At 66.3% G+C, this 24,419-nt stretch carries 22 protein-coding genes and 1 riboswitch; of the genes, 10 read left to right on the forward strand and 12 right to left on the reverse strand.

Going from position 1 to position 24,419, the window contains the following annotated elements:
- The first annotated feature begins 11 nt into the window (after positions 1 to 11).
- The 3 genes from LK459_RS13425 (at position 12) to LK459_RS13435 (ending at position 3,010) form a co-directional block, all read left to right on the forward strand.
- Positions 12 to 425, forward strand: a complete 414-nt coding sequence (locus LK459_RS13425) for a rhodanese-like domain-containing protein (RefSeq protein ID WP_039993870.1) — start codon at positions 12 to 14, stop codon at positions 423 to 425.
- A complete protein-coding gene (locus tag LK459_RS13430; RefSeq protein WP_007238444.1) occupies positions 422 to 1,621 on the forward strand; it encodes an O-succinylhomoserine sulfhydrylase in 1,200 nt (399 codons plus the stop codon). The genes LK459_RS13425 and LK459_RS13430 overlap by 4 nt, the downstream gene beginning before the upstream one ends.
- A gap of 78 nt (positions 1,622 to 1,699) precedes the next feature.
- On the forward strand, positions 1,700 to 3,010 hold the full coding sequence (locus tag LK459_RS13435) for an aspartate aminotransferase family protein (RefSeq protein WP_227918837.1): 1,311 nt from the start codon (positions 1,700 to 1,702) through the stop codon (positions 3,008 to 3,010).
- Positions 3,011 to 3,620: 610 nt separating this feature from the next.
- On the opposite strand, the gene LK459_RS13440 is transcribed toward LK459_RS13435, so the two are convergent.
- The gene (locus LK459_RS13440) at positions 3,621 to 4,715 is read right to left on the reverse strand and encodes an isochorismate synthase (protein ID WP_227918839.1); all 1,095 of its coding nucleotides are present in this window, start codon (positions 4,713 to 4,715) and stop codon (positions 3,621 to 3,623) included.
- 175 nt (positions 4,716 to 4,890) lie between these two features.
- Positions 4,891 to 5,004: riboswitch (SAM riboswitch) on the forward strand.
- 16 nt (positions 5,005 to 5,020) lie between these two features.
- Here LK459_RS13440 and LK459_RS13445 point away from each other — a divergent pair.
- Positions 5,021 to 6,361 carry an aminotransferase class V-fold PLP-dependent enzyme gene (locus LK459_RS13445; RefSeq protein WP_227918842.1) on the forward strand — a complete coding sequence of 447 codons (1,341 nt, stop codon included), beginning with the start codon at positions 5,021 to 5,023 and terminating at the stop codon, positions 6,359 to 6,361.
- A 77-nt stretch (positions 6,362 to 6,438) separates the two neighbouring features.
- Positions 6,439 to 6,933 (forward strand): hypothetical protein, encoded by a 495-nt coding sequence (locus tag LK459_RS13450; RefSeq protein ID WP_227923737.1) that lies wholly within the window; start codon positions 6,439 to 6,441, stop codon positions 6,931 to 6,933.
- A gap of 99 nt (positions 6,934 to 7,032) precedes the next feature.
- Here the strand turns inward: LK459_RS13450 and LK459_RS13455 are convergent, their stop codons facing one another.
- The 3 genes from LK459_RS13455 to alc all read right to left on the reverse strand — a co-directional run bounded on the left by LK459_RS13455 (position 7,033) and on the right by alc (position 11,092).
- Positions 7,033 to 8,205 (reverse strand): phosphatase PAP2 family protein, encoded by a 1,173-nt coding sequence (locus LK459_RS13455; RefSeq protein ID WP_227918844.1) that lies wholly within the window; start codon positions 8,203 to 8,205, stop codon positions 7,033 to 7,035.
- A 56-nt stretch (positions 8,206 to 8,261) separates the two neighbouring features.
- The gene (locus LK459_RS13460) at positions 8,262 to 9,914 is read right to left on the reverse strand and encodes an alkaline phosphatase D family protein (protein ID WP_227918845.1); all 1,653 of its coding nucleotides are present in this window, start codon (positions 9,912 to 9,914) and stop codon (positions 8,262 to 8,264) included.
- Between the two features lie 194 nt (positions 9,915 to 10,108).
- Positions 10,109 to 11,092 carry an allantoicase gene (alc, locus tag LK459_RS13465; protein WP_007236849.1) on the reverse strand — a complete coding sequence of 328 codons (984 nt, stop codon included), beginning with the start codon at positions 11,090 to 11,092 and terminating at the stop codon, positions 10,109 to 10,111.
- Between the two features lie 226 nt (positions 11,093 to 11,318).
- On the opposite strand from alc, the gene LK459_RS13470 reads away from it, so the two are divergent.
- The gene (locus LK459_RS13470) at positions 11,319 to 11,816 is read left to right on the forward strand and encodes a MarR family winged helix-turn-helix transcriptional regulator (protein WP_227918847.1); all 498 of its coding nucleotides are present in this window, start codon (positions 11,319 to 11,321) and stop codon (positions 11,814 to 11,816) included.
- Positions 11,813 to 13,504: an MDR family MFS transporter gene (locus tag LK459_RS13475; protein WP_007236847.1), complete on the forward strand. Its 1,692-nt coding sequence runs from the start codon at positions 11,813 to 11,815 to the stop codon at positions 13,502 to 13,504. The genes LK459_RS13470 and LK459_RS13475 overlap by 4 nt, the downstream gene beginning before the upstream one ends.
- A 123-nt stretch (positions 13,505 to 13,627) precedes the next feature.
- Here the strand turns inward: LK459_RS13475 and LK459_RS13480 are convergent, their stop codons facing one another.
- The gene (locus tag LK459_RS13480; protein WP_007236846.1) at positions 13,628 to 14,110 is read right to left on the reverse strand and encodes an inorganic diphosphatase; all 483 of its coding nucleotides are present in this window, start codon (positions 14,108 to 14,110) and stop codon (positions 13,628 to 13,630) included.
- Positions 14,111 to 14,247: 137 nt separating this feature from the next.
- Between LK459_RS13480 and dacB the strand changes: the two genes are divergently transcribed.
- From dacB to tilS, 3 genes are read left to right on the forward strand one after another with little or no spacing between them, the layout of a single operon-like run.
- Positions 14,248 to 15,654 carry a D-alanyl-D-alanine carboxypeptidase/D-alanyl-D-alanine endopeptidase gene (dacB, locus tag LK459_RS13485; protein WP_227918849.1) on the forward strand — a complete coding sequence of 469 codons (1,407 nt, stop codon included), beginning with the start codon at positions 14,248 to 14,250 and terminating at the stop codon, positions 15,652 to 15,654.
- Complete coding sequence (locus LK459_RS13490; protein WP_227918851.1) at positions 15,651 to 16,784, forward strand: zinc-dependent metalloprotease; 1,134 nt, start codon at positions 15,651 to 15,653, stop codon at positions 16,782 to 16,784. Before dacB ends, LK459_RS13490 begins: the two co-directional genes overlap by 4 nt.
- Positions 16,763 to 17,722, forward strand: coding sequence for a tRNA lysidine(34) synthetase TilS (gene tilS / locus LK459_RS13495; RefSeq protein WP_039993112.1), 960 nt, complete (start codon positions 16,763 to 16,765; stop codon positions 17,720 to 17,722). The genes LK459_RS13490 and tilS overlap by 22 nt, the downstream gene beginning before the upstream one ends.
- Positions 17,723 to 17,730: 8 nt before the next feature.
- Here the strand turns inward: tilS and LK459_RS13500 are convergent, their stop codons facing one another.
- The 7 genes from LK459_RS13500 to LK459_RS13530 all read right to left on the reverse strand — a co-directional run bounded on the left by LK459_RS13500 (position 17,731) and on the right by LK459_RS13530 (position 24,303).
- Positions 17,731 to 18,405: a DUF3159 domain-containing protein gene (locus tag LK459_RS13500; protein WP_227918853.1), complete on the reverse strand. Its 675-nt coding sequence runs from the start codon at positions 18,403 to 18,405 to the stop codon at positions 17,731 to 17,733.
- Positions 18,406 to 18,447: 42 nt separating this feature from the next.
- Positions 18,448 to 20,103: an FAD-binding dehydrogenase gene (locus tag LK459_RS13505; RefSeq protein ID WP_227918854.1), complete on the reverse strand. Its 1,656-nt coding sequence runs from the start codon at positions 20,101 to 20,103 to the stop codon at positions 18,448 to 18,450.
- A 74-nt stretch (positions 20,104 to 20,177) separates the two neighbouring features.
- On the reverse strand, positions 20,178 to 21,611 hold the full coding sequence (locus LK459_RS13510) for a sulfatase-like hydrolase/transferase (protein ID WP_227918856.1): 1,434 nt from the start codon (positions 21,609 to 21,611) through the stop codon (positions 20,178 to 20,180).
- 88 nt (positions 21,612 to 21,699) lie between these two features.
- A complete protein-coding gene (locus LK459_RS13515; RefSeq protein ID WP_265416844.1) occupies positions 21,700 to 22,488 on the reverse strand; it encodes a formylglycine-generating enzyme family protein in 789 nt (262 codons plus the stop codon).
- A gap of 218 nt (positions 22,489 to 22,706) precedes the next feature.
- Positions 22,707 to 23,027 carry a DUF202 domain-containing protein gene (locus LK459_RS13520; protein WP_227918858.1) on the reverse strand — a complete coding sequence of 107 codons (321 nt, stop codon included), beginning with the start codon at positions 23,025 to 23,027 and terminating at the stop codon, positions 22,707 to 22,709.
- On the reverse strand, positions 23,024 to 23,404 hold the full coding sequence (locus LK459_RS13525) for a YidH family protein (protein ID WP_007236837.1): 381 nt from the start codon (positions 23,402 to 23,404) through the stop codon (positions 23,024 to 23,026). The genes LK459_RS13520 and LK459_RS13525 overlap by 4 nt, the downstream gene beginning before the upstream one ends.
- A 284-nt stretch (positions 23,405 to 23,688) precedes the next feature.
- The gene (locus tag LK459_RS13530) at positions 23,689 to 24,303 is read right to left on the reverse strand and encodes a TetR/AcrR family transcriptional regulator (protein WP_227918859.1); all 615 of its coding nucleotides are present in this window, start codon (positions 24,301 to 24,303) and stop codon (positions 23,689 to 23,691) included.
- Positions 24,304 to 24,419: the final 116 nt, after the last annotated feature.

Raw genomic sequence — 24,419 nt, forward strand, 5'->3', positions numbered from 1 at the left:
GTGTGCAGGGCATGACCTATGCAGGCGATCTGACTCCCCAGCAGGCCTGGGAGAGGCTGGAGACCGACCCCAACACGGTTCTGGTCGACTGCCGCACCACAGCGGAGTGGGCCTTCGTCGGTGTCCCCGACCTCGAGGTCATCGAGAAGAAGACCGTCTTCGTCGAGTGGAACACCTTCCCCGACGGCACCCCCAACCAAGCATTCATCGCTGAGCTGCGCGATGCGGGTATCCGGGACGACAACGAAGTGATCTTCCTGTGCCGCTCCGGTCATCGCTCGATCGGCGCTGCCGAGGCTGCGACGGCTGCTGGAATCACCAAGGCGTACAACGTGCTCGACGGATTCGAGGGTGCACTCGACGAGAACGACCACCGTGGCCGTGCGGGCTGGCGTGCGTCGAACCTCCCGTGGAGGCAGTCGTGAGTCACGAACTGCCGGAAGGCGTTTCCTTCGACACCCTCGCCGTGCGCGGTGGCCTGGCCAGGTCCGGGTTCTTCGAGACCTCCGAGGCGCTGTACCTCACCAGCGGCTATGTCTACGACTCCGCGGAGGCCGCCGAACGTGCATTCACGGGCGAAGACGAGCGATTCGTCTACTCGCGCTATGGAAATCCGACGACCGCGATGTTCGAGGAGCGACTGCGACTACTCGACGGAGCCGAGGCATGTTTTGCGACGGCGAGCGGAATGGCCGCGGTGTTCGTGGCGCTCGGAGCGTTGCTGAAGGCGGGCGATCGGTTAGTCGCCGCACGCAGTCTGTTCGGCTCGTGCTTTGTGGTGTGCAACGAAATCCTGCCGCGCTGGGGCGTCGAAACGGTTTTCGTCGACGGCGAGGACCTCGATCAGTGGGAACAGGCGCTGTCGACACCAGCCGACGCAGTGTTCTTCGAGACACCGTCGAATCCGATGCAGACGCTCGTCGACGTCGCGAAGGTGTCAGAGCTCGCTCACGCTGCGGGCGCAAAGGTGGTTCTGGACAACGTCTTCGCCACACCACTACTGCAACGCGGATTCGATCTCGGCGCCGACGTGATCGTCTACTCGGGTACCAAGCACATCGACGGCCAGGGCCGCGTGATGGGCGGTGCGGTGTTGGGTACCAAGGAGTTCGTCGACGGTCCGGTGCAGACCCTGATGCGGCACACCGGTCCCGCGTTGAGTCCGTTCAACGCGTGGACCCTGCTCAAGGGGCTCGAGACCATGCGCCTGCGCGTCGACGCGTCGGTGGCATCGGCGTTGCGCATCGCCGAATTCCTCGAGGCCGACCCACGCGTGCGGTGGACCAAATACCCGTTCATCACATCGCATCCGCAGTACGACCTCGCGACCAAGCAGATGTCGGGCGGTGGCACCGTCGTGACGTTCGAACTCAACGATCACGACGGCGTCGACGGCAAGAAGCGGGCGTTCGAGGTGCTCAACGCGTTGCAGGTCATAGACATCTCGAACAACCTGGGTGACTCCAAATCGCTCATCACCCATCCCGCCACCACCACACATCGTGCGATGGGGCCGGAGGGGCGGGCTGCGATCGGCCTCAGCGATGCGGTGGTCCGGCTGTCGGTGGGACTCGAGGGCGTCGACGACCTGCTCGGGGATCTGGATCAGGCGCTGGGCTGAACGCATCGATCGCGCGGGGTCGGGCCACCGGGCATAGTTGAACGACACAGCACGACCACCAGCTCGCGAGGACCGACCATGACCGACAGTGCTTCATCCGACGACGCCTTCTGGGATACCGCCCACGATCATCTGATCCGCTACATCCCGTCGTTCAGTCCGCGCATCATCGAGCGTGCCGCCGGGTCCTACGTCTACGACTCCGACGGCAACGCGATCCTCGACTTCACGTCGGGTCAGATGAGTGCGGTACTCGGCCACTCGCATCCGGCGATCGTGGGGGCGGTGTCGAGTTCGGTTGCCACGCTTGACCACCTGTTCAGCGGAATGCTCAGCAGGCCAGTCGTCGACTTCGCGGCGCGGCTTTCTGCGACCCTCCCCGACAACCTGACGCGCACCGCACTGCTGACCACTGGCGCCGAGGCCAACGAGGCCGCGATCAAGATGGCCAAGCTCGCCACCGGTCGCTACGAGATCGTGTCCTTCGACCGCTCCTGGCACGGGATGACGTCGGGCGCGGCGGCAGCGACGTTCTCGGCCGGTCGACGCGGCTACGGTCCGACGATGCCGGGCAACTTCACACTCCCCACGCCGAATGCGTATCGGTCGCCGTTCCGTCATGCCGACGGGTCCTATGACTGGCAGGCCGAGCTCGACTACGGGTTTGCGGCCGTGGACACACAGTCGAACGGCTCACTGGCGGCGTGCATCGTCGAACCGATCCTTTCGTCGGGTGGCATCATCGAGCTTCCCGAGGGGTACCTCGCGCGCCTGCGGCAGATGTGCGACGACCGCGGCATGCTGATGATTCTCGACGAGGCGCAGACCGGGCTGGGCCGGACCGGCACGATGTACGCATTCGAGCGTGACGGTGTTGCTCCGGACATCCTCACGCTGTCGAAGACGCTGGGGGCGGGCCTGCCGGTGGCGGCCGTGGTGACGAGCGCGGAGATCGAGGACCTGTGTGCCGAGCGGGATTTCCTGTTCTACACCACCCACGCATCGGACCCGCTCGCGGCGACCGTCGCGCTCACCGTGCTCGATGTGATCGAACGCGACGGGCTCGTCGATCGTGCTGCCAAGCTCGGAGATGTGTTGCGCGAGCGGCTCATCGGACTTCGCGACGACTTCGAGGTCGTCGGCGACGTGCGCGGGCGTGGACTGCTGCAGGGGCTGGAACTGGTGACCGACAAGGCGTCCCGCACCCCGGCGGATGCCCTGGGCGCAGAGGTCACGGCGGCGTGCCTCGAGCGAGGACTGCACATGAACATCGTGCAGCTTCCCGGCATGGGCGGCATCTTCCGCATCGCTCCGCCGCTGACCATCAGCGACGACGAGCTGCACCGAGGGCTGGACATCCTGACGGAGTCGCTGGCGGCGTCGGTCTAGGGGAGCAGCTCTTCGGCGGCGGGCGCGCAGAAAGTGGGGGAAAGGGTCTTTCCGCTGGTTTTGTGCGCTTCCGCTAGAAGTTTCGCGGGGAAGGGTGCAGAACCCGGGGAAGGGTGTGGCCGGGGCGCAGAAAGTAGGGCAAGGGTGCAGTCCGGGCGCAGAAAGTAGGGGAAGGGTGTAGCCCGGGCGCAGAATATCGGGGAAGAGTGCAGCCCGAGCGCGGAAAGTGGGGGGAAGGGTGCGGCTGGCGCGCAGAAAGTAGGGGAAACGGTCCTTCCGCTGGTTTTGTGCGCTTCCGCTAGAAGTTTCGCGCGGAAGGGTGCAGAACCCGGGGAAGAGTGCAGCGGAGGCGCAGAAAGTAGGGGAAGCGTGCAGCCCGGGCGCAGAATATCGGGGAAGAGTGCAGCCCGAGCGCGGAAAGTAGGGCTCAGCTGGCGCGCAGAGAGTAAGGGAAACTATCCTTCCCCTAGTTTTGTGCGCTTCCCCTAGAAGTTTCGCGCGGAAGGGTGCAGAACCCGGGGAAGGAATCCTCCCCCTACTTTCTGCGCGGCGGCAGCGCACAGAATCCCCCGCAGCGCAGCAACCCTCCCAGCCAACACCGGGACATCTCCTACACCTCGACGCCGAGCGCCCGCAGCACCGTCGCGAGCTTCGCCGACGTCTCGTCGAGCTCGGCCTGCGGTTCCGAGCCCGCGACGATGCCGCCGCCTGCCCAGGTGCGTACGTGGCGCAGATCCTCGGATAGTTCGAGCGACCGGATCGTCACCATCCACTCGCCGTCACCGGCGGACCCCGACCAGCCGACGGCGCCCGCGTAGAAGCCCCGCGGCTCCTCGCGCGTCGAGATGAACTCTGCGGCAGCGTGTCCCGGAGTTCCACACACCGCGGGCGTAGGACTCAACAGCAGTGCGAGGTCGAGTGACGTGATCGTGGGGTCGGCGAGGACCCCCCGGATCGGTGTTGCGAGATGCCACATCTCGCCCGTCGAGACGAGCGCCGGCTCGTCGGGGACGTGTAGCTCTCGGCAGAGGGGATCGAGCGCGTCGCGAAGATGGTCGACGACGAAGGCGTGCTCGGAGCGGTCCTTCGTCGACGCCAGAAGTGCCTGTCCCGCGGCATGATCGACGTCAGGATCGGATGACCGCGCAGCCGACCCGGCATAGGGACGACACACGACCTCCAAACCCTGCTTGCGCAGCAACACCTCCGGGCTCGCTCCCAGAAGCCATCGCGCGCGCGGATCGGTCTGTTCGTCGACGCTCAGGTCGACGAGAAACGCCGAGTGCTCTGCGTTGCCGTATGCCAGCGCGTCGAGAAGTCGTTGTGGATCAACAGGATTCGAGAGATCGAACTCGACGGCGCGTGCGAGTACGACCTTCGACAGGGCGCCCGATTCGATCTCGTCGACGGCCCTTGCCACGCGGTCGCGGTGGGTGGCCGCGTCGGGGACGAGAGTGACGCCAGCGGCGACGTTGCGTTCGGCCGCACGTCCCGTCAGCGGGTCGCCGCTGTGTCGGATGGTCTCGGGTACGAGGAGTGCGGCGTCGTCCGCGGGGTCGAAGGGCAGCGCGCCGGTGATGGCACCGATTCGTCCGGAGCGCAGTGCTTCGGCGGCCTGGGTGGCATCGGTGAATCCCTCCGAGGCGCCACGCGCCCGAACGGTGCCGTGTGGCCGGGAGAGGACGAACACCTCCGATGGGGACATGGAGTCACGCTACCTGGTGCGCTGAAGGCCGAGTGCGACGATCCGGAGTGCGCTGGCACACAGACGGGTTTCACCGGCGAGGCCGATCTCACCGCACTTCGGTGCCGGCAGCTGCGTTTTGTGCACGTTGAGCGAAAGTTGACAGGTCAGCGTCGAATCGGTGATTCTTGGAACAGGTCATGAGTGCCAGCGACAAGCCCCGGCTAGCTGGTCGGCAACCCTCCTCCGCGGTGGGGTGCTCCGGGTGACGACCTGGCCGTACCCGAGGTGGGTACGGCAAGCGTGGATTCCAAGGAGATCATTCGATGACTGCTGTCGTCACCCGTTCATACCCCCGCTCGTCGCAGGTGGACGCCGTCGAGACCCCAAAGATCGCTCCGCTGGCGCCGGTCGTCGGCGCAGCCGAATGCGCCCCGCTCGCCGACGGCACCACGGTGCGCTACGCCAACTTCGACTACGCGGCCAGCGCCCCCGCTCTCACCGCGGTCGCCGACGCCGTCGCAGACGCGTTGAGCACCTATGCCAGCGTCCACCGCGGTGCCGGTCACCTGTCTCAGGTCACGACGCGGCGCTACGAAGAATGCCGTGAGACGGTTCGACGCTTCGTCCGGGGCCGCGCCGACGACACCGTCGTGTTCACCCGCAACACCACCGACGCGATCAACCTCGCCGCGCACGTCACACCCGGTGACGTCGTCGTCCTCGACATCGAGCACCACGCCAACCTCCTGCCGTGGATCGAACGCAAGGATAAGTGGACACGCATCGTCGAGGTGACGCCAACCATCGACGAGACCGTCGACGCCGTCGAACGCGAACTCGCGAGCAAACCCGCAGCGTTGCTCGCGGTCACCGGGGCGTCGAACGTGACCGGAGAGGTGCTGCCGATCTCACGGCTCGCCTCGGTCGCCCACCGCCACGGCGCCCGCATCCTGGTCGACGCCGCGCAGCTGGTTGCGCATCGACCGGTGTCGTTGGTGAGCCACGGCATCGACTACCTCGTCTTCTCGGGGCACAAGCTCTACGCACCGTTCGGAGCAGGCGTGCTCGTCGGTCGTGCCGATTGGCTCGACGCCGCGCAGCCCTACCTCGCAGGCGGTGGAGCGACGGCAGACGTCGACGTCGACTCAGGCTGCGCCTCGGTCTCCTGGCACACGGGCGCCGCACGCCACGAAGCGGGATCGCCCAACGTACTCGGCGCCGTCGCGATCGCGGCCGCGTGCGATGCGATCAGCGAACTCGGACACGAGTGGATCGGTGCGCACGAGGCCTACCTGTGTGCACAACTCGACGCCGGGCTCGCCGAGATCGAGGGCGTCAGCCCGCTGCGCGTCTTCGACGACGGCCTCGAGCGTGTCGGTATCGCCGGGTTCACCGTCGACGGGTTCACACCGCGCGAGGTCGCGGAGTACTTGAGCGACCATCACGGGATCGGGGTGCGCGACGGAAAGTTCTGCGCACATCCGCTGCTCGACCGGCTCGGTCATCCGGACGGCGCCGTGCGCGCCAGCTTCGGTCTCGGCTCATCGTCCGACGACGTCGAACGCCTGGTGTCCGCGCTGCGTCACCTGTGCGATCACCGACCGTCCGACGGTTCCGTGCGTCCCAGTGCGGCAACTCCCGACACCCGAAAGGCACACCTGTGACCATCGAATCGAGTCCTGCAGCAGACGCTTTGGCACCGCGAACGTCAGCAGCGCGGCTCGTCGGGGCGGGCGAACTGCTGGCCGCCGACACCGGCCTGATCACCATCGGCCGTCCCGCACTGCGTGTCGCCATCGTCGGCGACGCCGCCGCGGCGGAACTGCCGATCGTCGTGCGGCGGCCGACACTGCGCGAAGCACAACGCACTCGCTCGTTGCTCCGGGCCGGAACCCGCGATACCGCGAACTTCTCGGTCGCTCTCACGGTGGAGGTTGCGATCGCACCTCATCCAGCCTCGGCGCGGGCATCGGCTGCCGCGGTCGCGTCAACCACTCCGACGGGTGTGGACTCCCTCCTGAGACACGGTGCGGCCCTGACTGGTACGTCTCCGGGCGGAGCGTCGGAAACGGTGCGCTACGTCGGAACACCACACGGGCTGGTGACCCTCATCCGCGACATCTACGCCGCCGAGGTCGCAGACGCCGTGCTCATCGTGCCGATCGACGGCTCGGCCACCGAGCATCGCGTGCGCGCAGAGGTGCTGCCGCAGTTGCAGTCTCGTCGCGCTGCGTGAACCCCGACACGATAGGTCCGCCGTGCAGGCGTGACTCCGCGGGCCTGGTTCGCTGCGGACGCCGTACCGTCGGCGGCCATACCGTCAACAGGCATACCGTCAGCGGGCTGCATAGGCGCTGGCGAGGTCCAGTCGCTGCCACGACTGCGCGCCCGCACGTTGGTCGTCAAGCGGATACCCCGCCGGGTACGCGCTGCGGCGCAGCAGGTCGGTTGCCTGCGCGCTTGTCATGCCCGGGTGTACCCGCTGCACCAGGGCGACGGCGGTCGGCGGTGCGACGAATGGTGCCTCAGCGGAGCCGATCCGGCTCAGGCCGTAGCTCATCCGTTGCCGGTAGTCGTTGACCGCACCTGCGGTGCTGCGATAGGGCGTGTCGCGCGCGATGCAGACAGATAGTGCTGCGCCACAACGCCATTCGAGCTCCGACCGCAGTTCCTGTCCCGCGGCCAGGATGAGCGGACGGAAGCGGGGATCGGCGTATCTGTCGGCCACCGCGGCGTCGGCAACCATACGTCCCGCGATCACGTCGAGCGGATAGTGCACGCCGAGAACGACGCGGTGGTAACCGGCCTCGCTGCCGCGGGCGAGGAGTTGCGGTGCGAACTCGGGCACCATCAGGGCGAGCAGCCCGGTGCGGATCATCGCCGACGCGGTATGGCCTGACGGGAACGACGACCCGGTCGACAGGACGTCCTTGTCGGTCTTGCCGGGCAGGTTGTAGACCTTGATCCGGTCCGGTGCCACCACGTAGGGCCGCGGATTGTCGGAGATCTCCTTCTCCACCAGAGTCGACGACGCGACGCCCTGACCACGGGCGGCGAGTGAGTCGACCAATGCGGTCACCTTCGGAAGCCGCTTCTCGGTGAGTGCTTGGCGCATGTCGGCACCGAGTTCGGTTCCGAAGGCGTCGGTCATGGCGTAGAGCTGTGTCTGCGACAGCCCGTCGATCGCATACGCATCGTCGAGTGCTCGCTTCTGCAACTTCGGATCGTGTTGCGCGGCATTGTTGATCGCGATCGCCTTCGCGAGATTCTCCGACATCGTCGCGGGATGCTTCGCGCGGATATCGGTGAAGCTGGAGATCACCGGCCAGTAGAGCACGTCGTCGCCGTGCACATCCGACTGGTAGACGGTGGCCAGCGCCCCGACGGGAAACGGCGTGGGCGTCGGCTTGGGCGGCGCGGCATGCGCTGCGGCGGGAACAGCGAACGCCGCGCACAGAGCCGTCGTCGTGGCGATGACCCCGCGGGTGAGGGTGCGCGTGAATCTCATCGTGTTGCTCCTGTCGATCGGTGTCCGAGGTGGGTGAGGGGGTTCGGTGACATCGCCTACGTGCGCCGAAGTTTCGGGTCGCCCGCGCGGGTGTGCCACCCGAATGCCCGCCGAGTTGCCGAGCGCGGGTCGAGGACGTCGTCGACGTAGAACCACTCCATCTCCGCGCGCGCGGCGGTCACGGTCATCACCCCGAAGCCGTGGGCGGTCAACTCGACGTCCTTGATCCAGGGATTCGTCAGTCTGATCGCCTCGCGGCCCGCGGACAGCAACGCGGTCGTCGGCGCCTCGAGCGCGCGGTTGACCGCGATGGTGTCGTGCGGGCTCGCGGCCGTGATGCTGGGGACGGTGAACTCGCACGCGACGGTACGTCCCGAACGATCAGACCCGTAGTGAGAGACGTTGAGCGGCAACTCACTCGCCCACGAGCTGTGGATGTCGCCCGCGACCAGTACGACGTTCTTCTTCCCGGCCGCGTCGATCGCGGACAACAGTTTTCGACGCTCTGCGGCGTACCCGTCCCACTGGTCGTTGTTGACCGGAATGCCGTCCTGCGGCAGTCCGATCTTCTCGTGCAGCCAGTCGGCCAGCCGGGGGTCGGTCGACTCGGGGATCGTCAGGGGCACCATCATCACCTCGCTTCCGATCACCTGCCAACGGGTCGACGACGTCGTGACCGACGTCTCCAGCCAGGTGTACTGCTCGGCGCCGGTGATGCTCTGCGTCGGATCGTCGACGCGCGCCGACGACTGCTTGTCGCGATAGGAACGCAGGTCGGGGATGATCAGTTCGGTCAATGTGCCGAACCGGAACCGCCGGTAGAGGTGCTGCCCGCCGGCCAGGGACGTGGGCCGCACCGGCATCCACTCGAAGTACGCCTGCGTCGACGCGTGCTTGCGTGCGGTCCAGCTTCCCTGCGTTCGCGGATCATGATTCTCCGCACCGTCTTTGTACGAGTTGTCGGCCGACTCGTGGTCGTCCCACATGCAGATGAAGGGGTGCGCGGCATGTGCACGGGCGAGGTCGGGATCCTGGTGGTATGCGCCCTGCCGGATGCGGTAGTCGGCGAGGGTCACCGTCGCGTGAGTGGGCTCGACCTTGCGCACTGTCTCCCCGAATGCGCCTGTGTAGCCGCCTGATTCGTATTCGTAGGTGTAGTCGCCGAGGTGCAGCACGAAGTCGATGTCGTCGCGATCGGCCATCGCCCGATACGAGATGAAGTGCCCTGCTTCGTAGTTGGAGCACGAACAGACCGCGAACCGGAGCCTGTCGATGTCAGCAGTGGTCGCGGGGGCGGTTGCAGTTCTGCCCACTGGCGACACAGCTCCGGCGGCCGGACCGTCGAGGACGGTGAATCGGTAGAAGTAGCGGGTCGAAGGTGCCAGGCCCGCGGCGTCGACCTTCACCGTGTGATCCCGCTGAGCCGACGTCGTCGTGGTTCCGGACGTGACGACGCGGGAGAACGACGCGTCGCGTGCGACCTCCCATCGCAGCGTCGTCGGGGCGCCGATACCGGAGCCGGGCGTCGCTTGCGGTACCGGGGTCACCCGGGTCCACAGGATAACCCGGTCGGGCAGCGGGTCGCCCGACGCGACCGAATGGACGAAAGCGTTCGTGGCCGGTGTCGCCATCGCAGGGACAGCGGTCGACGCGACGGCCGCCGTACCCGCCGCGACGGACGCCGACCTCAGGAACGTCCTGCGCGACATGTGCGCCGCGGTGGGAGAGAAGGGGGTTTCGACGCTTTTCCGGGGTCTGGGAGCCACGAGGTGTCAGTCAAAACCCGACAGGTGTCCGGATCGGGTGATTCAGGTGAACGCCGGGTGACCACATCCGGCTCTCGACGACACAACGGAGGGAATGTGTGATCTGGCAGACCCCGCATCCGGCGGTCGGCGCGGGCTCAGGCCTCGCCGCGCTCCCACTGCTCGATGAGTCCCGCCTGGGATTCCTCGGTGAGTAGTCCGTAGAGCTTGAACCGGGCCATGCCGCCGTCGGGGAAGATGTCCATGCGGGCCTCGGTCATCGGTCGGTCGAGATCGATCACGAACCGGTGGCGGGTGTCGGGCTGCAGTTCGGTTCGTGGCAGCACGTCGAACCACTCGCCGTCCTCGCCGTCACGTCCGCGGACCGTGGCAGCACCCGGCGCATTGCCGATGAAGTAGCTGGTGTCGAGTTCGACGAGACTGACCCGACCCTGACCGGCGAGACGTACCTGCACCCAGTCGTTGCCGGAGTCACGGCGACGACTGGTCTCCCAGCCCTCACCCATGTGGCGGGCGCGACCCGGCATCAGCAGGTTGTTCGGGGAACTGTAGAACATGTTCGAGCACGCGGTGATCAGGCCGCCGTTCTCCAGCGCCGCGAGGTCGAAGTGGCCGTAGCGGAAGAAATGCGGATTGGGCACACCGCGGCCGTGTACGCGGAACCGTGCGATGCCGCCGTCGGGGTGCATGGTCAGCCGGACGTGCGTGAAGCGGTCCTTGGCGTCGACCTTGAACGGGTTACGGGTGTCGCCGTCGACGGGACTCTTCTCGACGATCGTGGTCCACTCGGCGTCGTCGACGAGTTCCTGTGCCGACACCACTCCCTCGACGGCGGTGGCCTCCACCGAGATCTCCGGCGGGTAGTTGCCCTTGAACCACGAGGTGTCGACGACGACGCCGTAGATCACGCCGGGAGCGCCGAGCCGGATGATCGCCTGGTCGACCCCGTCCCGGCGACGCCTGCGGGTTTCCCAGCCGTCGTAGATCTGACCCTTGTGCCCGAACGTGGCCGGACGGTATTCGGCCGGACCGGTCGTGATCAGATTCTGCACCTCGGCGAACAGGTCGTCGTTGGTCCACACCACCGCGCCACCGAGGTCACGTAATGCCAGATCGGGCATCGAGGTGAAATGGGGACGACTACCGCTGGGTGGTGGGGGCTGAGGAGTCACGGATGTTCATCCTAGTGGGCTGTTGCCTGGCACCGAATTCGAGCGCATACTTGCGGGCGACATTTACTTGTAACCCGCAACTATTTGCGGAGGATCGCACATGTCTGTTTTGTCCATTCGATACTGCCTGCGGGCTTCGAGGGGTCTGCGTGCGTGACGACGACGGTGGGAGAGGATGAGCGTGCTCGAGCCGGAGTCGATCGACCAGCTCTTCGATACCCTCGCCCGCTATCTCCGGATACGCGATCGGGCGGTCCACACGACGTTTCGCACGCCGGACGGCGAGTTCGAGACCGCCGCGTTCCGTGGGTTGTTCCACCTCGACCGCCACTCGATGCGGTCGAGTGAGCTCGCCGCAGCGCTCAATGCCGACCCGTCAACCGTCTCACGGCATGTCACGCAACTCGTCGAACTCGGTCTGGTGCGACGCGAGGCCGACCCCGACGACGGCCGCGCCACCCTGCTGGTGATCACCGACGCCGGCCGGGAGCGGGTGCAGGGCATGCGGTCGATGCGGCGAGAAGCCTTCAACGGCGCGATGTCGGACTGGACACAAGAAGAACTGTCGACGCTGGTCGGATTGCTCGACCGGTTCGTCGACGCCGCGGAGCAGCTCATCGTGCCCGCACCTGACGACGCCAAGGGGCACGAGAACGTGAAGGGATCGAGATGACAGACGGGACACAGGCCACGACGCCGTCGGGTGAACTGGCAGGGGCCGGGCTCACACACCGGCAGATCCTCACGATCCTCGCGGGTCTGATGCTCGGCATGTTCCTGGCCGCGCTGGACCAGACGATCGTGTCGACCGCCATCCGCACCATCGCCGACGACCTGCACGGCTACGACATGCAGGCGTGGGTGACGACGGCCTACCTCGTGACGTCGACGATCGTCACGCCGCTCTACGGCAAACTGTCGGATCTCTATGGCCGCAAACCCTTCTTCCTGCTTGCCATTTCGATCTTCGTCGTCGGATCCCTACTGTGCTCGATGGCGACGTCGATGTATGAACTCGCGGCGTTCCGTGCGCTCCAGGGGCTCGGTGCGGGTGGGTTGTTCACCCTGGCGCTGACCACCATCGGAGACATCGTCCCGCCCCGCGAACGAGCCAAGTATCAGGGCTATTTCCTCGCGGTGTTCGGTACGTCGAGCGTGTTGGGGCCTGTCCTCGGTGGATTCTTCGCGGGCCAGTCGTCGATCCTCTGGGTGTCGGGCTGGCGCTGGGTGTTCCTGGTCAACGTGCCGATCGGCATCTTCGCGTTGGTCGTCGTCGCCAAGGTGCTCAACTACGACCAGCAGAAGGGGCAGAACGGCCGCACCGACTACTGGGGTGCCTTCGCGCTCGCCGTCGGTATCGCACCGCTGCTGATAGTCGCCGAACAGGGCCGCACCTGGGGATGGTTCTCGGGATGGTCGTTGCTGTGTTACGCGATCGGCATCTTCGGCATCGTGCTGTTCGTCTGGATCGAACACAAGATGGGCGACGACGCTCTGATCCCACTGCGCGTCTTCAAGAATCCGGTCTTCGCACAGGGCATCGTGATCTCGATGGTCGTCGGTGCCGTGATGTTCGGCGGGATCTCGATGCTGCCGCAGTACTTCCAGGTGCTGCGGGGATCGTCGCCGATGGTCGCCGGACTGCAGATGCTGCCGATGGTCCTCGGCCTGATGTCAGGGTCGATCGCCTCGGGCCAGATGATCTCGCGCACAGGCAGATACAAGGTGTTCACCATCGTGGGTGCCGTGTTGATCACGGTTGCCACGTTCCTGCTGCACCTGGTCTCGACCTCGACGCCGGTGTGGATCGTCATGCTCATGGCGTTCCTGCTCGGCTTCGGTCTCGGCAACCTGATGCAGCCGATCACCCTCGCGATGCAGAACATTCTGCCGCCCAAGGACATGGGCCTGTCGACCGGCACCGCGACCTTCTTCCGTCAGATCGGCGCAACTCTCGGTGTGGCCGTGTTCTTCTCGCTGCTGTTCAGCCTCATGGGTCCGAACATCTCCGACGAGATGGTCTCGGCGGCCAAGACCCCCGAGTACCGGGCTGCAGTCGTCAAGGCCGCGGGCAGCGACGACCCGCAGGTCAGTGGATTCGCCAAGAGTCTCATCGCGGCGTCGCAGAATCCCGACGGTGCGGGCGGGTCGTCGGACTCGGTGATGAGCGATACGTCGATCATCGAGAACCTGCCTGCCGAGCTGGGAGATCCGATCAAGGAGGGCTTCGCGAAGTCGATGGACTCGGTCTTCCTGACCGTGTCCATCGTCTCGCTGCTCGCGATCATCGGAACCGTCACGTGGAAAGAACTGCCGCTTCGACGCGGGACGCCGACGCGCGAGCCCGCGGCCGGCGAGTGAGCTGAACCGACCCCCTGAACCGACGAATCCACCTCATCTGTGTCTATCGACCTTCGGCGGTGCCGAAGGTGACGCGCGACAGATGAGGTGGATTCGCTCGGGGATGTGGCGGCAGTGCGCCGATCAGTGTCCGGGGAACCGATCGACGGCGGCCTGCGCGACCTTCTCGGCCTCGGCCTTGCCGACCCAACCGCCGGGGGTGACCTCTTTGCCGGGCTCGAGATCCTTGTAGTGCTCGAAGAAGTGCGAGATCGCGTTCAGTTCGTACTCCGAGACGTCGCCGACGTCCTGGATGTGATCCCACCGGACGTCCTTGGCGGGAACGCAGAGCAACTTGTCGTCGCCGCCCGCCTCGTCGGACATCGTGTACATGGCAACGATGCGTGCCTTGACCACCACACCCGGGTACACCGACTCGGGGAGCAGGACCAGCGCGTCGAGCGGGTCGCCGTCCTCTCCGAGGGTGTCGTCGATGTAGCCGTAGTCGGCGGGGTAGCCGAAAGCGGTGTAGAGGTAACGGTCCAGGAAGACCTTGCCGGTCTCGTGGTCGACCTCGTACTTGTTGCGACTTCCCTTGGGGATCTCGATGGTCACATCGAATTCCACGGTTCCTCCTTGATCGTGGCGCCTCGGGCGCGAATCGGTGCGCCTTCGGCGGGTGTCGGCAGCCACGGTCCGGCTGCGCGAATCGCCTCAACGATACTGTGGGGCGTCGGAAGAGATCGGGCGAGACCGGAGGTCGAGTGGGCGCGAGGAAGCAGCACGGTCGGGTGCGGGGTCGTCGGCGCGCACTCGTGTGGACTCTGGTGTCGGTGATCGTGCTGGCCTTGATCGCGTCGAGCGCGTTGTTCGTGGCGTTTCGTATGGACTCCGCCGACGACCTGCCCGCCGGTGTGCCTCCGCGCCCTGCGCCGATCACGGCGACACCCGCGATCAACCCCGTGTCCGCGCAGGCTCCGCAACCGACGGCCGACGGAGTGACCAGGCAGATCGCCGCGGCCGCCCGCGCGCCGCAACTCGGCGAGTTCACCGGTCAGGTCAGTGACTCACTGACCGGAGCGATCCTGTGGTCGAAGAGTCCGAACACCCCGCGGGTGCCCGCGTCGAACACCAAGATCCTGACCGCGGCGGCCGCGCTGCTCGGCCTACCCCACGATGCGCGCTTGACGACGAGCGTGGTGGTCGGCTCCGACGGACAGGTCATCGTCAAGGGCGCGGGCGATCCGACGCTCTCGGCTCAGCCGACGCGTGCGCAGACCTTCTACACCGATCCGGGCAGGATCAGCGATCTCGCGGAACAGATCCGTAAGTCCGGCGTCACGGTGACCTCGGTGGCCGTCGACACCAGCGCCTTCAGCGGTCCGACGATGGACAGCAGCTGGAGCAGAGCCGACATCGCCGGCGGCGACATCGCGCCGATCGAATCACTGATGACCGACGGTGCCCGCATCGATGCACTCAACGAGTACTCACCGCGCGTCGACGACCCGGCGATCACCGCGGGAGAGCAACTCGCCAAGGCACTCGACGTCGATGCCCCGGTCCGCAGTGTAACGGCACCAGCGGGCGCCCGGACCATCGCTTCCGTTCGATCGGCACCCCTGGTGACCAGGGTCAACGACATGCTCCGCTACTCCGACAACGTGCTCGCCGAAGCCCTGGGCATCGAATTGTCTGTCGCCCGCGGCGGCCCCGCGACGCTGGCGGGTGGCACGTCGGCCGTCACGCAGACGCTCGCCGACAACAAGTTCGACGTCGCCGACGTGACGTTGCGCGACACGTCGGGCCTCTCGTACCGCAATCTCGTTCCCGCGGCCCTGCTCGACAAACTCATGGCCAGCGCGAGTGGACCCACCGGCGCCGACCAGCCCGTCGACACCAAGATCCGGCCGATGCTCGACGGACTGCCAGTCGCAGGCGGCACCGGCACGTTGGCCGATCGGTTCACCGTCGGAGAAAACCCCGGCGCGGGCTGGGTGCGAGCGAAGACAGGAACACTGACCGGCGTCAGTTCGTTGACCGGCATAGTGCAGACGGTCGACGGTCGGGTGTTGTCGTTCGCGTTGATCTCGGGAGGAACTTCTCCCGCGGACGCGCGTCCGGCTCTCGACGCAGTCGCAGGCAAGTTGAGGGAGTGCGGATGCCGATGACCGAGTCGACCGACGGCGGGGAAAGTGGTCTCGACGAGCGCGGTGAGTCGATCGGCGCGCGGATCGACTGGTCGCTCGCGGCATCTGTCGGGAAGCGGCTGGTGCGGCCGGGGCCCAGGGTCACCGAGTACACACTGGCAGCCGCTCAGGCCGAACTGGCCGACGCCGCGGTGCGCGCCGAGGCTCCGGTCCGCGAGGTCACCGGACTCGCGGACGGTCTGCAGGTCCCGAGCGCGCTCGTTCTCGACCGTCGCGGCTGGGTCGACGCCGCGTCGCAGTCGATGCGTTCGATGCTCGACGGTGAGAGTGCCTCCGGCGGTGGGCTTTCCGGCAAGGTCGGGGGTGTGCAGGCGGGTGGCCTACTGGCTTTTCTCGCCGGCGCGATCCTCGGACAGTACGATCCGTTCACGTCACACGACCCAGAGCCCGGCGAAGCGGTTGCTGCGGCCGACACCGGTGTGCTGATGCTGGTGACGCCGAATATCATTGCGGTAGAACGCAACCTGCGGGTCGTGCCGCCGGATTTCCGTCTCTGGGTGTGTCTGCACGAGGTGACTCACCGTGTGCAGTTCTCGGCCAACCCCTGGCTGCGGCAGTACATGCTCGACAACGTCGCGGTGCTCACCACCGACGCCGGCGAGTCGGTGACCGACGTCGTCGCACGGATCAATACGGCGGTTCGCGGTGCCGGCGCCGGGAGCGGAGCGAGCGGGCCGAATACTACCGGTGCCAAGCGGGAGAAGGGCATCATCGGTGTGATGCAGATGCTGCAGACGCCCGAGCAGTACGAGGCGTTCACGCGCATGATGATGTTGGGCACCCTGCTCGAGGGGCACGCCGACCATGTCATGGATGCGGTCGGTCCGTCGCAGGTTCCGACGGTCGAGCAGATCAGGGCCTCATTCGACAAGCGACGGACGGCGCCCAGGAATCCGGTGCAGCGCATCATCCGCGCGCTGATCGGGATGGATGCCAAACTGGCGCAATACATTCGGGGTAAGGCCTTCGTCGACGAGGTGGTCGGCACCGTCGGAATGGAGCGCTTCAACACCATCTGGACGAATCCGGAGACGTTACCTCGACCGGACGAGATCGACGAGCCGTCGCGATGGATTGCACGCGTGCTGTGACCCGCGCGGTCGCTGAGTTCGCGACCGCACACCTCGCGGGCGGCACGCAGGTCTGCGTGGGCCTGTCGGGCGGGCCGGATTCTCTGGCACTCACCGCCGCCGCGCTGCGGGCGGGGCTGACGGTCCGTGCGCTCATCGTCGACCATGCGTTGCAGCCGACCTCGGCCGCCGTGGCCGCCGATGCGGCGCGGACCGCTGCGGATCTCGGTGCGTCTGCACAGGTCTTGCGCGTGAGCGTCGGAACCGACGGCGGCATGGAAGCCGCGGCGCGCGACGCGAGGTACGCGGCGCTCGAGGATGCGCGCGACGGGCTGCCGGTACTGCTCGCGCACACCATGGACGACCAGGCCGAGACCGTGCTGCTCGGTCTCGGCCGCGGGTCGGGGGCGCGCTCTCTCGCGGGGATGCGCGCCTGGCGCGCACCCTGGGGACGGCCGCTGTTGGGTGTGCGTCGGTCAGAGACGGTCGGGACCTGCACGGAACTGGGGTTACCCGCGCACGCCGACCCGCACAACCGCGATCCGCGATTCACCCGCGTTCGGTTGCGGGCCGAGGTGATTCCGCTGCTCGACGACGTGCTGCACGGTGGGGTGGTGCAGGCGCTGGCACGTACAGCCACGGCGCTGCAGTCCGACGTCGCGGCACTCGACGAGATCGCCGACGACGCCTTCTCGAGGTCGGCGCGGGGAGGCGGCGCAGACACCGAACTCGACGTCGATTCAGTCGCCCGACTGCCGGACGCCGTGCGAACACGGGTGGTGCGGCGCTGGTTGCTCGAGGTCGGGGCGACCGAACCGACGACGCGGGTGATCGAGGCCGCCGACGACGTGGTGCGCGGGCTACGCGGAGGACAGGTGGCCGTCGGGGGCGGGCCCGACCACCGGCTGGTGGCGGTTCGCGTCGACGACGTCCTGCGGGTCCGCGGCATCACCCGGTGAGCGGGGGGTCAGCGGGTGTTGCCCGACGCGGACGCCGACTTGACACTGGCGCGCACCCAGATTCCGGTACCTGCCACGGCCACGATGAGCGCGGGCTTGTTCAGGATCAGTGCGAGTGCGCCGAGCAGGACCACGTTGTTCGCCAGGTAGACGGGGCCCATGATCAGCACGTGGGCGAGGCAGAACAGTGCCCACACCAGCGTGAGGCGCCGATGGAATCGGACCCGATCGGCGGGGTCGGAGACTTGACCACTCTGCGGCTCGAGTCGGATCTTGCGGCAGATGGGCAGTGAGAGCGGTGACGGGGTTGCCAGACTGATACCGAAGACTACGGTCAGCGCTGTGTACAGGATCAGCGGCGGCAAGAAGAAGTCTCTGCCCTCGCCGGTGGCTGCGGCCATGGCTGAGAACACGAGGATCAAGCCCGCTGAGATGGCGACGGTCAGGGGCTTGTCGCCATGCCAGAGTCGGAGACCGGCGATGATCGCGGCAGTCACGATGGCTGCGACGATTCCGGCAACGATGTTGCCGAGTTGGTAACCGATGATGAAGGCGAGGATGGGTGCGCCACCGTCGATGAGGTGTCGAACGGCGCCCACCTCGCGGATCTTCGTTCGCATCCGACGTAAGGCCCCGATGGTCTCGTCAGTGGTGTCCGGTGGAGGGCTTGCTGCGGCAGTCATGTTGTGTCCTAACGATGGTGTGGGAGGGGAGAGAGGGATGGTTCACAGTTGTGCTGCGACTGCGCGGCCCGCAGTCCGGCCGGAGAACAGGCATCCACCGAGGAAGCTGCCTTCCAGAGCGCGATAGCCGTGCATTCCGCCACCGCCGAACCCCGCGACTTCGCCCGCCGCGTACAGGCCATCGACGGGAGTTCCGTCCGTTCGTAGTGCCCGTGCGCTGAGATCGGTGTGGATGCCGCCAAGGGTCTTGCGGGTCAGTAGGTTGAGTCGAACCGCGATGAGGGGACCAGCCTTGGGGTCGAGAAGTCGATGCGGCGACGCAACTCGCGTGATCCTGTCGGGAAGGTATCTGCGCGCGTTGGCAATCGCCGCCATCTGGTGGTCCTTGCTGAACTTGTTGTCGAGTTGACGGTCGCGGGCGGTGATCTCGTCTCGAACGGTCTCCACATCGAGCAACGCCGAGCCGGTGAGGTCGTTCATCGCCGCGACAAGGTCGTCAAGGTTGTCGCGCACCAGGAAGTCGACGCCTCGCCGGGTGAATGCCTCGACAGGTCCGGGAACCCCACCGCGGGCTCGTGTGGTCAAGAGCTTGATATCTTTCCCGGTCAGGTCGGGGTTCTGTTCCTGGCCGGAGAGACCGAATTCCTTCTCGATGATCTTCTCGGTGCAGATGAACCAGCTGTAGTCGTGCCCGGTGGCCAGAATGGCCTCGGTGGTGCCGAGGGTGTCCGAGCCCGGGTAGATCGGGGCGGGCAGACGTTTGCCGGTGGCGTCCAACCACAGCGACGAGGGTCCGGGCAGGATTCGTATCCCGTGGTTGGGCCAGACCGGGTCGTAGTTGGTGATGCCTTCTGTGTAATGCCACATGCGGTCCTGATTGACCAGGCGCGCACCCGCTGCCTCACTGATCTCGAGCATTCGGCCGTCGACATGCGCGGGAACACCCGACAGCATCCGCTCGGGGACGGGTCCGAGCCGTGCGGGCCAGTGTTTCCGGACCAACTCCGGGTTTCCCCCGATACCGCCCGAGGTGACGACGACTGCGTCGGCGCGAAACTCGAACTCCGACACGGTGGTCCGGTTGGAAGCGACGCCCCGTGCGGTAGGCGAGTCCGCGAGTACTCGGCCCCGAACGCCGGTCACCGCTCCGTCGCGTGTGGTGATCTCGTCGACGCAATGCCTGTGGGCGAAGCGGATTCGTCCGCCTGACGCCGAGATACGACTGGTAAACGCATCGACCAGTGCGGGACCGGTGCCCCAGGTGATGTGAAAACGGGGCACCGAGTTCCCCGGCCCCAGTGCTGTTGCGCCGCCCCGCTCGGCCCAGCCCACGACCGGAAAGAACGAAATTCCCAACTCGGAGAGCCACTGTCGCTTCTCCTCGGCGGCGAAGTGGACGTAGGCCTCGGCCCAGCGCCTCGGCCACGCGTCCTCGTCCGGCCTGTCGAAGCCGGCGGTGGCCTGCCAATCGGTCCACGCGAGGTCGAACGAGTCGTGGATGCCCACGCGGCGTTGTTCGGGACTGTCGACGAGGAACAGACCGCCGAACGACCAGAATGCCTGGCCCCCGATGTTGGCTGCGTTCTCCTGGTCGAGGATCAGGACGGACTTGCCGGTGGCCGCGATCTCGGTGGCGGTGACCAGACCCGCCAGTCCTGCTCCGACGACGAGGACGTCGGCCTCTGGTGAATGTGTCATGGGATCTCTCTACGTGTGCTCGGTGGTTGTCTGTGTGTGTGAGTCGGGAAGGTCGTCTTGCACACGGTGCGGTGTCAGACCGCGGGCGGCGGGGTCTCGCCGGGGGTACCGAGGGTTGCTGCGACAGCGGGGCCACCGAATCGCTCGACGAGTGCGGCCTGGTCGGCTTTGGCCTGTGCGTCTACATCTGTTGGGTTGCAGATGGATTCGATCTCGGCGAGGAGCGCTGCGAGCGTCTCCCGGTAGGCGGGGTCGTGTGCCAGATCCTTCGTTTGGTTCGGATCGGTTGCGACGTCGTAGAGTTCGTCGTCGTACCCCACATAGTGGTGCAGGACGTAGTCGCCCTTGCGCAACAGGAACGCGCCGCTGGCCGCGCCCATCGCGTGGTACTCGCTCATGACGGCACGCTCGGGATCGGGTGACTCGGCGATCTGTAGGAGCGATGTGCCTGGCCGCGGTTCGCCGGTCGCGGCGACTCTGGCGGCGTCGAGGATCGTCGGGTAGAGATCGAGGAGGCTCGTCGGGGTGGAGTTGACCGTGCCTGCTTCGACGCCTGGTCCCGCGATGATCAGCGGCACTCCGGCTGATTCGGTGTAGAGCAACGACTTTCCCCACAGCCCACGGCTCCCGACCATGTCGCCGTGGTCGCTGGTGTAAATGATCAGTGTGTTGTCGGCCTGTCCGCTGGCATCGAGTGCGTCGAGAATGCGTCCGACGTTGTGGTCGAGATAGCTCACCAAACCGTAGTAGGCGGCAGCGGCGCGTCGACGCTCCTCCTCGGTGTTGGCGTCGTCGAGGCCGGGTAGGACTCCTGCGAAGGCCTCGACCCACGGGTGACGGGCGTGACCGTGCTCGGGCCGCATGGTCGGGGTGGGCATGTCGTCGGGGTTGTAGAGTTCGAAGAACTCGGGTGGTGCGAGGTAGGGGAAGTGCGGCGCGAGCAGTCCCGAGTACAGTACCCACGGTTCGTCGTGGTTGTGCTCGTCGGCGAGCCACTCGCACGTGCGGTCGGTGACCGCGGCGTCGTAGCGTGTGTAGTCGGATTCCGCGCCACCGGAGAAGGACACCATGAGAGGCGCATTGTCTCTGCGCGGCAACGGGTCTCGTACTGATCCCCAGATCTGTCCGACACCGTCCTTGAGGTGCATCGGCAGGTGCTGCACGTCGAATCCGGTCGGGTCGTTCTCGTTGCGATAGTGCAGCTTTCCGATCGACTCGACGCGCCGTCCCACCTTCTGTAGCTCATGTCCCCAACTCTCGACAGCGCCGTCGTATCCCATGGCGTTGTCCCAATACCGCGTCTGGTGCGGGTACAGGCCGGTGGCGACCGAGGCGCGGGACGGCACGCAGATGGGACTCGCGCAGTAGGCATCGCTGAATCTCGTTCCCCGCGCGGCGAGGCGGTCCATGTTCGGTGTTGCGACGAGCGGGTTGCCTGCCGAGCCCATGATCTTCGGGTTGTGCTGGTCGGACATGATCAGCAGCACGTTCGTGTGGGTGGAGGACATGGTTGTCTCACTTCCTTTTGTGGGGCGTGGATTGCGGGTTTTCAGGTCTTCGGTGGAATGACCGAACGGAAAGAGAAGTGCGTGTGTGTCAGCGGGCGATGCGGAAGCCGATGTTCCCGCTGCTGCCGTCGGCGGAGTTCGAGGTGCGCGCCGAGACTCGGTAGCGATTGCAGTAGCTGTCGTGGCACATGTGTGAGCCGCCGCGCATGGCGTACCGGGACTCCGGCGCTTCATGTGGAGATCCGGAGTGGTCGACGCGCCATGGGTCGGCCGTCCATTCCCAGACGTTGCCGACCATGTTGTAGAGGCCGAATCCGTTGGGCTCGAACGCTTCTACCGGCGCCGTCGATCGGTATCCGTCGGCGGCGGTGTTGCGAGCCGGGAAGGAGCCCCGCCAGATGTTGCACCGAAAGCTCTCGTCCTCATCGAGCTCGTCACCCCACGGATAGCGCGCTCTGCTCAGCCCGCCTCGTGCGGCATACTCCCACTCGGCTTCGGTCGGCAGGCGCACACCGGCCCATCGGCAGAAGGCGCGGGCATCGTTCCATGAGACGTGCACGACGGGATGGTCGGCTCTCTCGCTGACATCGCTGCCCGGACCTTCTGGTGCCCGCCAGGTGGCATCGGTGACCGCGCACCACCACGGGGTGCCCTCGGGTCGGGGCGAGGCGCGTCTCAGTGCTGCGGGAAGAAGTCCGGCGAAGACGAAGGACCACCCGAAACGCTCTGCGTCGGTGACGTATTCGCTGTTCGTCACGAACTCGTCGAACTCGGCGTTGGTGACGGTGTGTGCGGAGATGGCGAAGGCGTCGACGGTCGTCGATCTGATCGGACCTTCGCCGTCGGCGGCGTGGCTCGACGGTCCGTCGTCACCCATCCAGAACTCCGCGGCAGGCAGCGCGATCAAGCGGTCGAGAGCCAGCGCATGGTCTGTCGTTCGAATTCGTTGCGGTGCTTCGTGGTCGCTACTGCTCGGCGGTGAAGGTCGACGTCCGGGAGCGCAGCATGTGCTGGCGTCCCCGTCCGGTCGGTCGGACGCTGTGCGCATGTCTTCTCCGAGTACGGGTGTCATCGAGAAACTCTCCGTCCTGTGGTTTAGCCGACGACTGCGGCAATCGCGGTACAGGTGCAGGCGACGGCAACGAGTGCCGTGATGGTGGCGAGGTGGAAGTGGGTAGGTGCCGAGATGCGCTGCATCAGCACGCGACTGCGTCGGAAGCAGATGAACGCCAACACGACGACACACGCAGCGGCCGCGGCGACGCAGAATGCGGCAGCGACCGGGGCTCTGACGACAGCGGCGTGCGCGAGCAGGAAGACTGTCACTACGGCGGTCAGCGTCGTTCGACGCCAGGCAAGCGCGGTGCGCTCGATGGCAAGGCCGGGATCCGCGGGCCACGGCGACTGTGTCGTCATGACAGAACCAGTGCGAGAACAGCCGCGATCGCGATGAGGACGACGCCGACGGCGACGAGCGGCACGACCAGATTCCCGGGGAGTTCCGTCCCCTGATGCATTGCCCGGTTGACTCGCCTCCACTGTCGAAACGCCAAGCAGCACAACACAAGGGCCAGGACTGCGCACGACAGGGCTATCGCGCGCCGGTAGTCGGCTGTCGCGAACTGCGCTGCGAGCGACTGGAGGGCGACGCCGCCCGCGAGCAACCCGAGCGAGGTACGGATCCATGCGAGGAAAGTGCGTTCGTTCGCGAGCGTGAAGCGATAGTCGACGACATCGGCGGCTGCCTCATCGGTTGCCGTGCCGTCATCGCTGCCGCACTGCTGCGCAACCATGGCTCACCTCAAAGAAAGAAGACTGTGTGTATGAAACAAGACGCTCTGTCTGGAAACATACGCGATGTCCAAGCCAAGGGCAAGAGTCGTGGATCACCGGGACGGGCAACTATGAGCTGCGCCATAACTAGGCAGGCTGATATGTCCGCAGATGGTTGCCGGTAGCGATCGCGCAGTGGGTGTTGTCGCTTCGCCGGGTCAGAACGCGGCGCACGATGGACACGGGCGGCACCCGGTCGAGAGTCCGACCGGTCAGCGAGTGACCCGCTTAGGGAGTAACCCCGTCAGGAAGTCGGTGGCTGGGCGCCCTCGGCGTCGAATCCGGACGCCCAATACCGACCATGGAGCGAGAGGTTGAGGAGTTCGTCCGTGATGTCGTCGATCGGGGCTCGGGGATCTGATTCGAGCCACCACGCGAGAACGGTTGCGATTTCGCCGACCCAGGCGCGTGCGAGGACCTCGGGGTCGATGCGCATACGCACGCCTTCTGCGTCGGATCGGTGGGTGAAGTACTCGGTGACGCGGGCGGAGCGATCGTCGACGAAGCGTCGCAGCCCGAGGCCGTCCCCCTCACCGCGCAGGATGACGCGGTAGGTGTCGCGCTCCTGTGCGGCGTGGTGGAACAACGCGGTGATCGCTTGCCCGGTGAATCCGCGCCCGTCCTTGCCGAACACCGGTTCCAGACGTACCTGCATGTCTGCGATGACCTCGTCGACTATCTGCTCGAAGAGTGCATCTTTGTCTGTGTAGTGCGCGTAGAAGGTCGCGCGGCCGAGGTCTGCTCTGGTGGTGATGTCCTCGACGGTGATCGACGAGTATCCGCGCTCGAGCACGAGTGAGATGAAGGCTTGGCGGAGTTGCCGACGAGTGCGTGCGATCCGGCGATCTTGAGACGCCACGAATCGCGACCACCCTTCATTCTTCTCCGCAGTTCTCTGCGGTATCCGTCCTCGGCCGATGCCGCGATTGACGTCGGCGCGCCTGACCACTCACCGGCGTCGACGTCGGTGTGGCC

Origin of the sequence: Gordonia otitidis (assembly GCF_020735545.1) — a bacterium.
Lineage (GTDB): Bacteria > Actinomycetota > Actinomycetes > Mycobacteriales > Mycobacteriaceae > Gordonia > Gordonia otitidis.